The 15,399-nt window shown below is 59.9% G+C and carries 15 protein-coding genes and 3 tRNA genes; 3 read left to right on the forward strand and 15 right to left on the reverse strand.

The annotated features are described in order from the left end of the window. Window position 1: 1 nt before the first annotated feature. From AC07S6_RS20725 to rluD, 6 genes are all read right to left on the reverse strand, one after another. A tRNA-Lys gene (locus tag AC07S6_RS20725) sits at window positions 2-77 on the reverse strand. Between the two features lie 5 nt (window positions 78-82). Further along, window positions 83-159 (reverse strand) — tRNA-Pro (locus AC07S6_RS20730). Between the two features lie 9 nt (window positions 160-168). Continuing rightward, window positions 169-244 (reverse strand) — tRNA-Asn (locus tag AC07S6_RS20735). A 295-nt stretch (window positions 245-539) separates the two neighbouring features. Continuing rightward, the gene (gene clpB / locus AC07S6_RS20740) at window positions 540-3,104 is read right to left on the reverse strand and encodes an ATP-dependent chaperone ClpB (protein WP_197880100.1); all 2,565 of its coding nucleotides are present in this window, start codon (window positions 3,102-3,104) and stop codon (window positions 540-542) included. 135 nt (window positions 3,105-3,239) lie between these two features. Continuing rightward, complete coding sequence (pgeF, locus tag AC07S6_RS20745) at window positions 3,240-3,965, reverse strand: peptidoglycan editing factor PgeF (protein ID WP_495112937.1); 726 nt, start codon at window positions 3,963-3,965, stop codon at window positions 3,240-3,242. Continuing rightward, window positions 3,962-4,924, reverse strand: coding sequence for a 23S rRNA pseudouridine(1911/1915/1917) synthase RluD (rluD, locus tag AC07S6_RS20750; RefSeq protein ID WP_003188422.1), 963 nt, complete (start codon window positions 4,922-4,924; stop codon window positions 3,962-3,964). Before rluD ends, pgeF begins: the two co-directional genes overlap by 4 nt. 149 nt (window positions 4,925-5,073) lie before the next feature. Between rluD and AC07S6_RS20755 the strand changes: the two genes are divergently transcribed. Beyond that, on the forward strand, window positions 5,074-6,099 hold the full coding sequence (locus tag AC07S6_RS20755) for an outer membrane protein assembly factor BamD (protein WP_034128050.1): 1,026 nt from the start codon (window positions 5,074-5,076) through the stop codon (window positions 6,097-6,099). 127 nt (window positions 6,100-6,226) lie between these two features. Beyond that, window positions 6,227-6,460, forward strand: coding sequence for a PP0621 family protein (locus AC07S6_RS20760; protein WP_495112938.1), 234 nt, complete (start codon window positions 6,227-6,229; stop codon window positions 6,458-6,460). Here AC07S6_RS20760 and thiO read toward each other — a convergent pair. The 5 genes from thiO to pilV are packed head-to-tail and all read right to left on the reverse strand — an operon-like array spanning window position 6,447 to window position 9,754. Next, window positions 6,447-7,556, reverse strand: a complete 1,110-nt coding sequence (gene thiO, locus AC07S6_RS20765) for a glycine oxidase ThiO (RefSeq protein WP_495112939.1) — start codon at window positions 7,554-7,556, stop codon at window positions 6,447-6,449. The genes AC07S6_RS20760 and thiO overlap by 14 nt on opposite strands. 59 nt (window positions 7,557-7,615) lie before the next feature. Continuing rightward, window positions 7,616-8,020, reverse strand: coding sequence for a type IV pilin protein (locus tag AC07S6_RS20770; RefSeq protein WP_054896885.1), 405 nt, complete (start codon window positions 8,018-8,020; stop codon window positions 7,616-7,618). A gap of 11 nt (window positions 8,021-8,031) precedes the next feature. Continuing rightward, window positions 8,032-8,556 (reverse strand): pilus assembly PilX family protein, encoded by a 525-nt coding sequence (locus AC07S6_RS20775; RefSeq protein ID WP_495112940.1) that lies wholly within the window; start codon window positions 8,554-8,556, stop codon window positions 8,032-8,034. A gap of 11 nt (window positions 8,557-8,567) precedes the next feature. Further along, window positions 8,568-9,275, reverse strand: coding sequence for a PilW family protein (locus tag AC07S6_RS20780; RefSeq protein WP_495112941.1), 708 nt, complete (start codon window positions 9,273-9,275; stop codon window positions 8,568-8,570). Further along, complete coding sequence (pilV, locus tag AC07S6_RS20785) at window positions 9,272-9,754, reverse strand: type IV pilus modification protein PilV (protein ID WP_034128056.1); 483 nt, start codon at window positions 9,752-9,754, stop codon at window positions 9,272-9,274. Before pilV ends, AC07S6_RS20780 begins: the two co-directional genes overlap by 4 nt. A 197-nt stretch (window positions 9,755-9,951) precedes the next feature. Here pilV and AC07S6_RS20790 point away from each other — a divergent pair, with 197 nt between their 5' ends. Continuing rightward, the gene (locus AC07S6_RS20790) at window positions 9,952-10,533 is read left to right on the forward strand and encodes a GspH/FimT family pseudopilin (protein ID WP_490614791.1); all 582 of its coding nucleotides are present in this window, start codon (window positions 9,952-9,954) and stop codon (window positions 10,531-10,533) included. On the opposite strand, the gene ispH is transcribed toward AC07S6_RS20790, so the two are convergent. From ispH to ileS, 4 genes are all read right to left on the reverse strand, one after another. Continuing rightward, window positions 10,487-11,434, reverse strand: coding sequence for a 4-hydroxy-3-methylbut-2-enyl diphosphate reductase (gene ispH / locus AC07S6_RS20795; protein WP_003188409.1), 948 nt, complete (start codon window positions 11,432-11,434; stop codon window positions 10,487-10,489). The genes AC07S6_RS20790 and ispH overlap by 47 nt on opposite strands. A gap of 181 nt (window positions 11,435-11,615) precedes the next feature. Further along, the gene (locus tag AC07S6_RS20800; protein WP_197880190.1) at window positions 11,616-12,053 is read right to left on the reverse strand and encodes an FKBP-type peptidyl-prolyl cis-trans isomerase; all 438 of its coding nucleotides are present in this window, start codon (window positions 12,051-12,053) and stop codon (window positions 11,616-11,618) included. A gap of 7 nt (window positions 12,054-12,060) precedes the next feature. Continuing rightward, complete coding sequence (gene lspA / locus AC07S6_RS20805) at window positions 12,061-12,573, reverse strand: signal peptidase II (protein WP_014716859.1); 513 nt, start codon at window positions 12,571-12,573, stop codon at window positions 12,061-12,063. Continuing rightward, window positions 12,566-15,397: an isoleucine--tRNA ligase gene (gene ileS, locus AC07S6_RS20810; protein ID WP_495112942.1), complete on the reverse strand. Its 2,832-nt coding sequence runs from the start codon at window positions 15,395-15,397 to the stop codon at window positions 12,566-12,568. The genes lspA and ileS overlap by 8 nt, the downstream gene beginning before the upstream one ends. Window positions 15,398-15,399: the final 2 nt, after the last annotated feature.

Raw genomic sequence — 15,399 nt, forward strand, 5'->3', positions numbered from 1 at the left:
ATGGTGGGTCGTGTGGGATTCGAACCTACGACCAATTGGTTAAAAGCCAACTGCTCTACCAACTGAGCTAACGACCCAAATATGGTCGGGGTAGGGGGATTCGAACTCCCGACATCCTGCTCCCAAAGCAGGCGCGCTACCGGACTGCGCTATACCCCGGTTTGAAATTGGCTCCGTGACCAGGACTCGAACCTGGGACCCAATGATTAACAGTCATTTGCTCTACCGACTGAGCTATCACGGAACTACATATTTCAAAGTTACTGCTGTGTTGCTTCCTCTTCGACCCTGTCCGTATCGCTACGTTAGCGTCTCTGAGGCGCGCTATTCTACAATCTTAAAAACCCCTGTCAACCCTTTAAATTGCTTTTAAGACAATGATTTGCGCTTCTTTCTGATTTCTTCTTGGGGAGAAGAAACCCGTGGGCTGACGTTGCTGCGGGGCGCACTTTACAAGCCTTTGCCTTACAGTTCAACGCCCTATCGAAAAAAAAGGCCCCGCAATGCGGGGCCTTCTATGGTTGCGCCAAGCGCAGGGCTTAATGGAAGACGATTTCGTCGTCTTTCACCGTCGCCGTGACGCGGGTGCCAGGCATAAAGCTGCCCGACAGAATCAGCTGCGCCAGTGGGTTCTCGATCCAGCGCTGGATCGCACGTTTGAGTGGCCGTGCGCCATACACCGGGTCGTAACCAACCGCGATCAGCTTGTCCAACGCTTCGCCGCTCAGCTCAAGGTCCAGCTCGCGCTCAGCCAGGCGGCTACGCAGGCGGCCCAACTGAATCTCGGTGATGCCCGCGATCTGATCCCGCGCCAGAGGCTCGAAGATCACCACTTCATCGACCCGGTTGATGAATTCCGGACGGAAGTGCGTGGTCAACGCGTCCATCACCGCCGCACGCTGAGCTTCACGATCACCTACCAATTCCTGGATCTGTGCCGACCCCAGGTTGGAAGTCATCACGATCACCGTATTGCGGAAGTCCACCGTACGCCCGTGGCTGTCCGTCAAGCGACCATCCTCCAGCACCTGCAGCAAGATGTTGAACACATCCGGGTGCGCCTTCTCGACCTCATCCAGCAGGATCACCGAGTAAGGCTTGCGCCGCACGGCTTCGGTCAGATAACCGCCCTCTTCATAGCCTACATAGCCTGGCGGTGCACCGATAAGGCGAGCCACCGAGTGTTTCTCCATGAATTCGGACATATCGATCCGCACCATGGCCTCTTCAGTATCAAAGAGGAACTCGGCCAGGGCCTTGCACAACTCGGTCTTACCCACACCGGTCGGGCCGAGGAACATGAACGAGCCGCTTGGACGGTTCGGGTCGGACAAACCTGCCCGGGAACGCCGTACCGCGTTGGACACCGCCACCACGGCCTCTTCCTGGCCGATGACGCGCTGATGCAACAGGCTTTCCATCTTCAGCAACTTGTCGCGCTCGCCTTCGAGCATCTTAGACACAGGAATACCGGTCCACTTGGAGACTACTTCGGCAATTTCTTCCTCCGTCACCTTGCTGCGCAGCAACTGGTTTTCAGGCTTGCCGTGCTGGTCGACCATCTGCAGGCTGCGTTCCAGGTCCGGGATCACCCCATACTGCAACTCGGCCATGCGGTTCAGGTCGCCTTTGCGGCGCGCCGCTTCAAGTTCCTGGCGAGACTGCTCGATCTTTTGCTGGATCTGCGCCGAACCCTGTACTTCGGCTTTTTCCGAGGTCCAGATTTCTTCGAGGTCCGAATACTCACGTTCCAGGCGGACAATTTCTTCCTGAAGTTTTTCCAGGCGCTTCTTGGCCGCTTCGTCTTCTTCTTTCTTCAACGCCTGGGATTCGACTTTCAGTTGAATCAGGCGCCGATCCAAGCGATCCAGCACTTCCGGCTTGGAATCGATCTCCATACGGATGCGGCTTGCCGCTTCGTCGATCAGGTCGATAGCCTTGTCCGGCAACTGGCGATCGGTGATATAGCGGTGGCTCAATTTGGCCGCCGCAATAATCGCACCGTCGGTGATCGCCACCTTATGGTGGACCTCATAGCGCTCTTTCAGGCCACGCAGGATCGCGATGGTGTCTTCTTCGCTCGGTTCTTCCACCAGTACTTTCTGGAAGCGACGCTCAAGGGCTGCGTCCTTTTCGATGTACTGACGGTATTCGTTGAGCGTAGTAGCGCCGACACAGTGCAACTCACCCCGCGCCAAGGCCGGCTTGAGCATGTTGCCGGCGTCCATGGAGCCTTCGCCCTTACCGGCGCCGACCATGGTGTGCAATTCGTCGATAAACAGAATGATCTGCCCTTCCTGCTTCGACAATTCGTTAAGCAAGGATTTGAGGCGCTCTTCGAACTCACCCCGGAACTTGGCACCGGCAATCAGCGAGCCCATATCCAGAGACAGCAGGCGCTTGCCTTTGAGGCCGTCTGGCACTTCACCATTAATGATGCGCTGGGCCAGGCCCTCGGCAATCGCGGTTTTACCCACGCCAGGTTCACCGATCAACACCGGGTTGTTCTTGGTGCGACGTTGCAACACCTGGATGGTGCGACGAATTTCGTCGTCACGGCCGATCACCGGGTCCAGCTTGCCTTCTTCGGCACGCTTGGTCAGGTCTACGGTGTACTTGTCCAAGGCCTGGCGCGACTCCTCATGGTTAGGGTCGTTCACCGCCTCGCCGCCACGCAGGTTGTTGATGGCGTTTTCCAGGGCTTTCTTGCTCACGCCCTGGCCCAGCAACAATTTGCCGAGCTTGCTGTTTTCGTCCATGGCGGCGAGCAGCACCAGTTCGCTGGAGATGAACTGGTCACCTTTCTGCTGGGCCAGGCGGTCGGCCTGGTTGAGCAGGCGCGCCAGATCCTGGGACATATTCACGTCACCGGTGGGATTCTGGATTTTCGGCAGTTGGTCGAGCTCTTTGCTCAACTCCTTGCGCAGGCTGTTAACGTCAAAGCCCACCTGCATCAGCAAGGGTTTGATAGAACCACCTTGCTGTTCCAGGAGTGCCTGCATCAAGTGCGCAGGCTCAATGGCCGGGTGGTCGAGGCCCACCGCCAAGGATTGAGAGTCGGACAAGGCCAACTGTAATTTGCTGGTTAAACGATCAATACGCATTAGTCACCTTCCTTTTGAGCAGGCCGGAGCTATGAACAAACACATCCTGAATGAAGAAACCTGCCAGATACCCTTATAGATGGGGTGGATTCTGGGCGTTTCAAGCGGCGGACGGTTGATACAGATCAGGACAGTCTAGCGTTCAAGCCAGATAAGGGAGGCGAATCGGCCCGTACGTGGGCTTCGGCGATAAGAAAAGAAACGCGGGTCGGTCACAGTGCACAACCCGCCACCATACACAGCGCTAACACCGCGCGCGGCCAGACGCAGGCGCGCCAGCTGGTAAATGTCAGCCAGGTACTTGCCAGGGTTGTGGCTGGGAACAAAGGCTTCAGCGGTGGCACGCAGTTGCTGCATGAACACTTCACGCACTTCCGGGCCAACCTCAAAGGCTTGTGGGCCAATGGCAGGGCCGAGCCAAACCAGAACGTCTGCGGGAGCGCTATCCAGGCTTTCGAACGCGGCCTCCAGCACCCCAGCGGCCAAGCCACGCCAACCGGCATGGGCTGCGGCAACCCGGGTGCCCGCTCGATTACAGAACAGCGCAGGCAGGCAATCGGCGGTCATGGATGTGCAGGCAATGCCAGCGGTGCTGGTCCAACTGCCATCTGCCTCGACAGTACGACCCGGATCGGCTTCAACCACCCGAGTACCATGGACTTGGCGCAACCAGGCAGGCTGGATATCGAAGGCGTCACTCAGGCGACGGCGATTCTCAAGGACGGCCTCAAGGCTGTCCTCGACATGATCGCCGAGGTTGAGGCTATCGAACGGCGCCAGGCTGATGCCGCCCGCACGGGTGGTGACGCAGGCTTTTACCCCAGCCGGCGCGGGCCAGTCAGGTATCAGCCAGTCATTCATCCGACAAACGCCTCGCGATCCTGCTTGAGCAGCGAAAGCAGCCAGACCAGATCGTCTGGAAGTGGCGATTCCCAGCTCATGCGCTTACCGCTCGTCGGATGATCCAGTTCCAGGAAGCGTGCATGCAGTGCCTGGCGCGGGAACGTCTTGAGCGACTCAACCATGGTCTGGCTGGCCGCCGGCGGAATACGGAAGCGGCCACCGTAGGCTGGGTCGCCGACCAACGGAAAGTTGATGTGCGCCATGTGCACGCGAATCTGGTGGGTACGCCCGGTTTCCAGCTTGACCCGCACATGGGTGTGAGAGCGGAAACGCTCCAGCACACGGTAGTGGCTGACGGCCTGCTTGCCGCCCTCCATCACCGCCATACGCTGGCGCTGCTGGCCGTGACGACCAATGGGCGCGTTGATTTTGCCACCGGCCACAACGACGCCGATCACAATGCACTCATAGATGCGGCTGACGCTACGGCTCTGCAATTGCGTAACCAGTTGCGTCTGCGCCTGAATGGTCTTGGCTACCACCATAAGGCCGGTGGTGTCCTTGTCCAGACGGTGCACGATGCCGCAGCGCGGCACATTGATGATGTCCGGCACGTGGTGCAACAGGGCATTGAGCAAGGTGCCATCAGCGTGCCCGGCGGCCGGGTGAACCACCAGACCCGCGGGTTTGTTGATGACCAGGATGTCGTCGTCTTCATAGACGATATCCAGCTCGATGTCCTGGGCAACCCATTCTCCCTGGGCTTCCTGCTCGGCAGTCAGCTCAAGAATCGCACCGCCATGGACTATGTCTCGCGGGCGGATAACCGCCCCATCCACAGTCAGGCGGCCGTCTTTGATCCAGGCGGAAAGGCGCGAGCGCGAGTGCTCAGCGAATAATTGTGCGGCGACTTGATCGAGGCGTTGGCCGCCCAATTCGGACGGCACCTCTGCGCGAAGTTCAATTTTATCGGACATGCTCAGACTAGGCGTGGCGTAGCCTTTGGTTTCGGCTGCGCGCTTGTGGTTAAATACGGCGTCTTTTGCCCCGAGGCTTTCAACGGGGCGCTCATCATAACAGGACGGCCCCGCCCAAGACAGCGGCCGTCATAGGGACGCAAGCCGCCATGCAAGTGAAACACCTGCTGCTGATCGCCATCCTCGCCATGACTGCTGCTTGCTCGTCAACAAAGGACGTCGTCGACGAAAACCTGAGCGAAGTCGAGCTGTACCAGCAAGCTCAGACAGACTTGGACAATAATAGCTTCACCAGCGCCACAGCGAAGCTGAAGGCATTGGAGTCGCGTTACCCGTTCGGCCGCTATGCCGACCAGGCCCAGCTTGAGCTGATCTACGCCAACTACAAGAACGCCGAGCCGGAAGCTGCCAAGTCCGCTGCCGAGCGTTTCATCCGCCTGCACCCGCAGCACCCGAACGTGGACTACGCCTACTACATGAAGGGCCTGACCTCGTTCGACCAGGATGTTGGCCTGCTGGCGCGCTTCCTGCCGCTGGACATGACCAAGCGCGACCCGGGTGCTGCCCGCGACTCCTATAACGAGTTCGCCCAGCTGACCAGCCGCTACCCCAACAGCCGCTATGCGCCGGACGCCAAGCAGCGCATGATCTACCTGCGCAACCTGCTGGCTTCGTACGAGATCCACGTGGCCCACTACTACCTGACCCGTCAGGCTTATGTGGCCGCCGCCAACCGTGGCCGCTACGTGGTGGAAAACTTCCAGGAAACCCCGTCCGTGGGTGACGGCCTGGCCGTGATGACCGAGGCTTACCAGCGTCTGCACCTGGACACCCTGGCGACCACCAGCCTGGAAACCCTGAAGCTCAACTACCCTGACCACCCTAGCCTGAAAGACGGCCAGTTCGTGCCTCAGGTTGACGAAGCGGACAACCGTTCGTGGCTGAGCAAGTACACCCTGGGCCTGATCGAGTCCCGTCCACCGCTGCCGCCGGGTGAAACCCGCGCCAACCAGGACGTGATCAAGCAGTACCAGGACGCCAAGGACGCCATTCCTTCGGAGCTCAAGCCGCACGACGAGAACGGCGATGTGATCGAAGAAGAAGAGCCGCAAGCCCTGGGCGACAACCAGGACCGTTCGTGGTTCAGCTACATGACCTTCGGTGTGTTCGACTGATTGTTCGACGCAACGCAAAAGGGAGCTCTGAAGGAGCTCCCTTTTTTATGAGCGAGTATTTATTGCCCTGTGCGCCCGTGACCACCTTGGCTAAACTGGCGCATTACTTGTCGAGAAACTGCCCATCATGCTTCGTCTACTGTTCTGGATTGCCGTCATTGCTGCCGCGGTATGGTTCTGGCGCAAATTCAAAAACCCTGCCGGCCGCCAGCAGCGGCCTGCTGAGCCGGATGCGGCCCTGATGGTGCGTTGCGCCCACTGTGGCGTGCATCTGCCCCAGGACCGCGCACTGAGCTCACGCCAGGAATGGTACTGCACCCAAGCGCACCTGGAACAAGGGCCAAAGTTTATCCAGCGTTGAGGCGCCCTACAGGGGCGTAAGGCGCTGGATCAATGATCGGAGCCCGCGCCAGCAGCAAGTCGGTGAACAACTGGCAAGATGCCGGTGCGAGTACCAGACCATTGCGGTAATGCCCGCAATTGAGCCACAGCCCCCTGAAGCCAGGGACCTCACCGATAAACGGTATACCTTCGGGTGAGCCAGGCCGCAAACCGGCCCAATGCCCGACTACCTCGGCGTCCGTCAAGGCGGGAATCAGTTCCTGCGCAGATGCCTTGAGGCTTTCAAGCGCGGTGTCGGTCGGCGTCTTGTCGAATCCTTCATGCTCCAACGTGCTGCCGATCAGGATGTGCCCATCCCGCCGGGGGATCGCATAACGCCCCTTGGCCAGGACCATGCTGGATAAAAAATCGGACGCGCATTTGTACAGGATCATCTGGCCTTTAACCGGCTCCACGGGTAGCCCCAAGCCCAGCGTACCCAGCAATTGCCCGCTCCAGGCGCCGGCCGCGAGCACCACGTGATCCCCCAAAACGTGGCCCGTAGCGGTATTCACACCCACCACCCTGCCGCCGCCGAGTACAAAGCCCGACACATCGCATTGCTCGCGAATCGTCACGTTCGGCAACGCCAGCAGCGCCGCCTTCAATGATTTGACCAGGCGCGGGTTGCGAACATTGGCTACGTTGGCCATGTAGATCGCCTGGGAGTAGCCGCCCCCCAGCACCGGCACCGCGTCATGGGCCGCCGATACATCCACCTTGCTCAACGGTCGCCCTTCACGGGCAGCCCAGGCCAGTGCTTGCGCTTCGTCACCCAGGTCGAGCCAATACAAACCCGTGGTATGTACCTCCGGATCGACGCCGGTAGCGGCAAATAGCCGTTGCGCCAGTTGGGGGTAAAAATCCTGGGACCAATGGGCCAAGGCAGTGACCGCCTGGCTATATCGCCACGGGTACAACGGCGAGACAATCCCACCGCCCGCCCAGGAAGCCTCTTGCCCAAGCCCACCGCGCTCCAGCAGCGTGACCGCCTGGCCCTCACTGGCGAGGTTGTACGCCGTCAACAGCCCGATTACTCCGCCGCCGACAATCACCACTTGCTGTTGCTTAGCCATCATTTGATCCAGCCGATACACAGGGAAAGGCGCGCCCGGCGCCCACGCTTCAAGTACGCTCATCCTTGCCCCCAGCAGACCTTGGGCGACATTTCAGGCCCTGCTCCCGGGTTGCCGCGCATACCGGTGCTGGTCAAGCTGAATGCTGCGCACGCGTCGTTCGCCATGACCGAGTCCGCAGCGGGTGTGGCGAGCAGGTCAAAATCCTGAGGGTTGAGGACGGCACTGATTCTATAATGATCATTGCCCGCGCTGACGTCGCCTGCATCAATAAAAGTGCCATTCCTCGTATAAGAACGCTCCAGTTGCTGGGCCTGTTCGCTCAACAACGCGACGATCTGCGCCCGATACGCCTTCTTCACCTGGCTGAGGTACCCGGGATACGCAATCCCGGCCAGCAACGCGATGATCGCCACGACGATCAGTAACTCAATCAGGGTAAAACCCTGGCTCTCCTTGCCCATCCGATTGCTCCTTATTGAAGTTGCCGCCATAAGACCCGTCGAAACTTGACGCGGCCGCCCTCCTCTACACGGGCATAGACCGTCTCCAGCACCGTGCGCGATTGCCCCGCGAGACCGACCGAAGTGACTCGAAAAAGCGTGGCCAGGGAATGGGACGGCAAATGAGCCAGCCCTTCACCCTCGCCGAGGGATTGAATGCCATAAAACCCATTCTTCAAGGCGAGCCAGGTGATCGCCGAGACAGGGTTCGTCCCGGCCGCCGTCAAGGAAAACGCTTCAGCAGGCGGCGCACAACGGGTGATCGAATGGCAGACAGGCATCGTCTGGCCAACCCTTTGCACGGTCGACTCCCCCAACCTCAGGCCGCTTTCGGCAGATTGAAACGATTGATTGCGATGCCACAGGCTGCTCGCGACTTTTTGCTGGGAGACCGCAGCCTGCATCGAGGACAGCCCCACCTGCGACAGCACCAACAGGAACACCAGACTGATCAGCAGCACCGTCCCGGCCTGCCGCATTTGGATGCCTCCCTGCATGGCCGCTGCCCCTACCCCAGCCGATTTCGCAGTGCCGCCACGACACTGTAGGTCTGGTCCTTCACCCGCCCAGCGGGGTCTTGAAGGGTCATGAGGATGCGCACGCTGCGTATCAACGACGCATCGGCCGGATGGCTGTCATAGCGCTCCACAACTGTTGATGCCGAGGTGGCTGCCATGCCGAAGCTGACGTCGAATGCCAGCACGTTATCCATCAATACTGCCTTGGCCGGTGCTGCCGGGGTACTGATCTTCAACTGACCCGATTCGTAGGTATAGGTAAGTTGGCGTATGCCAAAGCGAAGTTGGCCGGGTTCGGCTCCTGGCGGTGTGCCTGCATAAGCCCTGGCCGTCTCCTTGCAGTCGGACAACACTGTCCAGTCAGTCTTGCCGACGCCATCGGCGACATTCGCGGTCACCAGCGTCAGTGACTTCGAACTCCCCGCCGCTTCCCAGCTTATGGGCCGATCAAAGGCAGCCGGAGCATTGTCGATAGCGGAAACGGCCAAACACCCCAGCATGCCTGCCTGGCGAATATCCTGGGTGATCTTGCTCAGCACAAACCGCGCATCATCCTGCAGCAGCATGGCGGCCTGCTGGCTGGCATGGGTCAACCGCGAACTGATCAGTATCTGGCTCGCCCCCAGTATCAAGACCAACCCGATGGCAAGCGCCAGCAACACTTCCACCAGACTGAAACCTCGCGCAAGACGCTTCATTGCGACACTCCCTGTTCATTACTGATGCGACTGGTCAGCGTGAAGGTTTCCCGCGCACCTGGACGGTTTGCTGCCCGGGCATCTGCCCAACTGATGCTGATGGTGACCTCTTGCCCGTTCACCACCACTGAACCTTTGGCATCCTCGCCGGCAAAACCCGTGATATTGGCCTCGAAATCGTGCAGGTCGAGGTCACGCACGCTGGCGGTGGCAGTGTTGGGCGGCGCCAGCTCTGCCCTGCCCCATGTGTAATCGGCGCCAGCATTGGTGCGAATGCGGTCGAGCATGTCATAGGCAATAAAACTGGCTTGGCTGGTCATCCTGGCGCTGTTGGTGTACTTGAGCGCGTTGAGTTGCAGCACCGCAGCGCCCATCAGGCCGATCGCCAAAATCAACAGCGCTACCAGCACCTCGACCAGCGTCATGCCGGATTGGCGCGAGTGCGCAACGCGCAGGAATCGGTTCTGGCAGGCTGGCATTTGCGTCGTCATCCATGTCGAAGGCCGGTGAAAAAAAGCAGGCGAGACCTGCTGTGCGACCCAAGACTAGCGTCGGTTTTCGAGCGGCGCTGCTCCCGGAACAAAGGGAAATACTTTGGACATAAAGGCCATCATCCAGCGCCACCGACCAAGCGCTATACCTAGAAAACCCACTCGTGCCCAAGGAGGGAACGCACATGAAACAACAAGGTTTCACCCTGATTGAGATGTTGCTGGGGCTGATCGTCACCAGTTTCCTCGCGCAACTGGCCGTACCCGGTTTCAAGGGTTTACATGAATCGCAGCAACGACAAAACGTGGCCCAAGCACTTGCCTCCGGGCTGCGCTACGCACGCACCGAGGCCATAGCGCGTAACCGGGCGGTGGTCATTCATGCAAAGGACGAGGACTGGAGCCTGGGATGGCGCGTGATACTGGATGTGAGTGGGCGCGGCCACCTGGATGACGACAATCCGGTATTGCTGGAGCGCGAGAGCAATGGGCGCGTGCCGGTCGCCGGTAATGGCCCGGTTTCGAGCCAGGTGCGCTTCAGCGGCCTGGGGGAGCCAGTGTTCGCCGGCGGGGGATTTCGTGCCGGCACCGTGCATGTGTGTGGCAAGGACCAGGCACAGAGCCTGTATCAGATCGTGCTGGCCCCCAGCGGGCGCGTCAGCCTGCGCAGTGACAAGACCGAACAGGCCTTATGCCGAGGCTATTCCAGCACCCTGGCCGTCAGAGCAGCGAGCGGACCCGCAGTTCCTTGGGCATCGAGAACGTGATGTTTTCTTCACGACCCGCCAGCTCATCGGCGCCGGTAGCACCCCAGGCTTGCAACTGTTGGATCACACCGCGCACCAGCACTTCCGGAGCGGAGGCACCCGCCGTGATGCCGATACGCTCGACACCATCGAACCAACTGCGCTGCATGTCTTCGGCACCGTCGATCAGGTACGCCGGTGTGGCCATGCGTTCGGCCAGCTCACGCAAGCGGTTGGAGTTGGAACTGTTAGGGCTGCCGACCACCAGCACTACATCGCATTCGTCCGCCAGTTGCTTGACCGCATCCTGGCGGTTTTGCGTGGCGTAGCAGATGTCATCCTTGCGGGGGCCGCCAATGGCCGGGAATCGCGTGCGCAGGGCGTCGATGACGCGGCTGGTATCGTCCATGGACAAGGTGGTCTGGGTGACGAAAGCCAGGCGATCAGGGTTGTGTACCTGCAAGTTGGCAACGTCTTTCTCGTCTTCCACCAGGTAGATGGCGCCGCCGTTGCTGGCGTCGTACTGGCCCATGGTGCCTTCGACTTCCGGGTGACCGGCATGGCCGATCAGGATGCATTCGCGACCGTCGCGGCTATAACGCGCCACTTCGATGTGCACCTTGGTTACCAGCGGGCAGGTGGCATCGAACACTTTAAGGCCACGGCCAGCCGCTTCGGTACGCACGGCCTGGGACACGCCATGGGCACTGAAGATGACGATAACGTCGTCGGGTACCTGGTCGAGTTCTTCGACAAAGATCGCACCGCGTGCGCGCAGGTCTTCGACCACGAACTTGTTATGCACGACTTCGTGGCGCACATAAATCGGCGGCCCGAAGACTTCCAGGGCGCGGTTGACGATTTCGATCGCCCGGTCCACGCCAGCGCAGAAGCCACGGGGGTTGGCGAGTTTGATTTGCATGCTGTGCCTCGTGCCTTGCAGGCCAAGAAATTGGATCAACTCAGCTCTATAGAATAAGCATCTGTGGGAGCGGGCTTGCCCGCGATGCAAACGACTCGATGTATCAGATACACCTAGGTGATGCTATCGCAGGCAAGCCAGCTCCCACACAAGCCAGCCCCACAGGAACCGGTTTCGTCAGTTAGAGCGCTTTAACGTCGATGATTTCAACATCAAACGTCAAGGTTTTACCGGCCAACGGATGGTTGAAATCGATGGTCACTTGCGCATCATCGAAGGCTTTGACCACACCAGGCAATTCGGTATTCGCCGCATCATTGAAGATCACCAGCAAACCTTCCGACAGGTCCATGCCGTCGAACTGCGAACGCGGGATGATCTGCACGTTTTGCGGGTTGGGTTGGCCGAAAGCGTTTTCCGGCAGGATCTGCAGGTTGCGCTTGTCGCCCGCCTTGAACCCGAACAATGCCGCTTCAAAACCAGGCAGCAGGTTACCGTCGCCAACCTTGAAGGTCGCCGGGGCTTTGTCGAAGGTGCTGTCTACCGTGTCGCCATTTTCCAGGCGCAATGCGAAATGCAAAGTGACTTCCGTGTTCTGGCCGATGCGTTGCTCAGCCAATACCTGATCAGTCATTGACGGTTTCTCCGGTTTTCTTGCTCTTGAACATATCCAGCGCCAGCATGATTGCACCAACGGTGATGGCGCTGTCGGCAAAGTTGAACGCCGGGAAGTAGTGGCGGTTTTGCCAATGCACCAGGATGAAGTCGATCACATGGCCCAGGGCGATGCGGTCATACAGGTTACCCAGCGCGCCGCCCAACACCAGGGCCAGCGCGATAGCCAGCCAGGTGTCGTCGCGGCCCAGGCGCTTGAGCCACACCACCAGCACGGCACTGACCACCACGGCGATCAGCGCGAACAGCCAGCGCTGCCAGCCACCGCCATCAGCGAGGAAGCTGAAGGCGGCACCCGTGTTATAGGCCAGGGTCCAGCTGAAGTAATCCGGGATCACCACGATTTGCTGGAACATTTCCAGGGAGCCCTCGAAGTGAGCCTTGCTGACCTGGTCAATGACCAGCACCAGCAGGCTCAGTACGAGCCAGCCCAGACGTCCGAAACGACTGGCTGTATTAGGCATAGTGACGAACCTCGCCTTCACCGCTGATGTTGTCGACACAACGACCACAGATTTCCGGGTGCTCAGGGTTCACGCCGACATCCTCACGGCAGTGCCAGCAACGGGCGCATTTAGGGAAGGCCGACTTCACCACCTTGAGCTTCAGGCCCGGTACCTCGGTGACCACGGCATCTGCCGGGGCCTGGGCGAAAGGTGCCAGGCTCGCGGTGGAGGTGATCAGTACGAAGCGCAGTTCGTTGCTCAGCTTGGCCAGGTCAGCAGTCAGGCCGTCCTCGGCAAACAAGGTGACTTCGGCTTGCAGGTTGCCGCCCACGGCCTTGGCCGCACGCTGAACTTCCAGCTCCTTGTTCACCGCAACCTTGACGGCCATGACGCCTTCCCAGTACTCGCGGCCCAGTTCGAAGTCGGCCGGCAGTTCGGTCAGGCCTTCGTACCAGGTGTTGAGCATGACCGACTCGTTACGCTCGCCCGGCAGGTATTCCCACAGCTCGTCGGCGGTGAACGCCAGGATCGGCGCGATCCAGCGCACCAGCGCTTCGCTGATGTGGTACAGCGCGGTCTGCGCCGAACGGCGAGCCTTGCTGTTGGCGCCGGTGGTGTACTGGCGGTCCTTGATGATATCGAGGTAGAAACCGCCCAACTCCTGCACGCAGAAGTTGTGGATCTTGGAGTAGACGTTCCAGAAGCGGTATTCGCCGTAGTGTTCCTGCAACTCGCGCTGCAACAACAGGGTACGGTCCACGGCCCAACGGTCCAGCGCGAGCATGTCTTCGGCCGGCAGCAGGTCGGTGGCCGGGTTGAAACCGGTCAGGTTCGACAGCATGAAGCGCGCGGTATTGCGGATACGACGGTAGGCGTCGGCGCTGCGGGCCAGGATCTGGTCCGACACGGCGATTTCACCCGAATAATCGGTGGAAGCCACCCACAGACGCATGATGTCGGCGCCCAACGTATCGTTGATCTTTTTCGGTTCGATCACGTTCTTCAGCGATTTGGACATCTTGCGGCCCGTCTCGTCGACGGTGAAGCCGTGGGTCAGCAGCTCGCGGTACGGCGCGTGGTTATCGATGGCGCAACCGGTCAGCAGCGACGAGTGGAACCAGCCACGGTGCTGGTCCGAACCTTCCAGGTACAGGTCGGCACGCGGGCCGGTCTCGTGGCCCATAGGGTGCGAACCGCGCAGCACGTGCCAGTGAGTGGTGCCCGAATCGAACCACACGTCGAGGGTGTCGCTGATCTTGTCGTACAGCGGCGCTTCATCGCCCAGCAGCTCGGCGGCGTCCAGCTTGAACCAGGCTTCGATGCCTTCCTGTTCAACGCGCTGGGCCACGACTTCCATCAGCTCGACGGTGCGCGGGTGCAGCTCACCGCTTTCCTTGTTCAGGAAAAACGGGATCGGCACGCCCCAGTTACGCTGGCGGGAGATGCACCAGTCAGGACGGTTGGCGATCATCGAGTGCAGGCGCGCCTGGCCCCAGGCCGGGACGAACTTGGTGTCTTCGATGGCTTTGAGCGAGCGTACACGCAGGGTGTCGCCGCTGGTCGGCTCTTTGTCCATGCCGATAAACCACTGCGCCGTAGCGCGGTAGATCAGCGGGGTCTTGTGACGCCAGCAATGCATGTAGCTGTGCTGGATGGTGGCGGTTTGCATCAACGCACCGACTTCACGCAGCTTTTCGATGATCGGCTGGTCAGCCTTGAAGATGAACTGGCCACCGAAGAACTCGAGCGAAGGCACGTAGACGCCATTGCTCTGCACCGGGTTGATGATGTCATCGTTGACCATGCCGTACTTCTTGCAGATCACGAAGTCGTCCACACCATAGGCAGGCGAGCAGTGGACAATGCCGGTACCCGAACCCAACTCGACGTAGTCAGCCAGGTACACAGGCGACAGACGGTCATAGAACGGGTGACGGAAGTTGATCAGCTCCAGCGCAGAACCAGTGGTGGTGGCGATCACCGAACCTTGCAGCTCGTAACGCGCCAGGCACGACTCGACCATTTCCTCGGCCAGCACCAGCAGGCGATCACCAACGTCCACCAGGGCGTAGGTGAATTCCGGGTGCACGTTCAGCGCCTGGTTGGCCGGGATGGTCCACGGGGTGGTAGTCCAGATCACGATGGCCGCCGGCTTGCTCAGGCTTGCCAGGCCAAAGGCCTCGGCCAGCTTGGCGTCGTCGGCGATCGGGAAGGCCACGTCGATGGTCGAGGACTTCTTGTCTTCGTACTCCACTTCCGCTTCGGCCAGGGCCGAACCGCAGTCGAAGCACCAGTTCACGGGCTTGAGGCCCTTGAACACGAAACCGCCCTTGACGATTTCAGCCAAGGCGCGGATTTCACCGGCCTCGTTCTTGAAGTTCATGGTCTTGTAGGGGTTGTCCCACTCGCCCAGTACGCCCAGGCGGATGAATTCGGACTTCTGGCCTTCGATCTGCTCAGTGGCGTAGGCACGGCACAGTTCGCGGGTCTTGTCCGCGCCCAGGTTCTTGCCGTAGGTCACTTCAACTTTATGCTCGATCGGCAGGCCATGGCAGTCCCAGCCCGGAACGTACGGTGCGTCAAAGCCCGACAGGGTCTTGGAGCGCAGGATCATGTCCTTGAGAATCTTGTTCAGCGCGTGACCGATGTGAATCGTGCCGTTGGCATAAGGAGGGCCGTCGTGCAGGACGAATTTCGGACGATCCTTGCCAATTTCGCGCAACTTTCCGTACAGGCCAATACTGTCCCAGCGCTGCAGGATCTGCGGTTCGCGCTGTGGCAGGCCGGCCTTCATTGGGAAGGCGGTGTCCGGAAGGTTTAGCGTGGCTTTATAGTCGGTCATTT

This window comes from Pseudomonas sp. GW821-FHT07B01, from assembly GCF_059419065.1.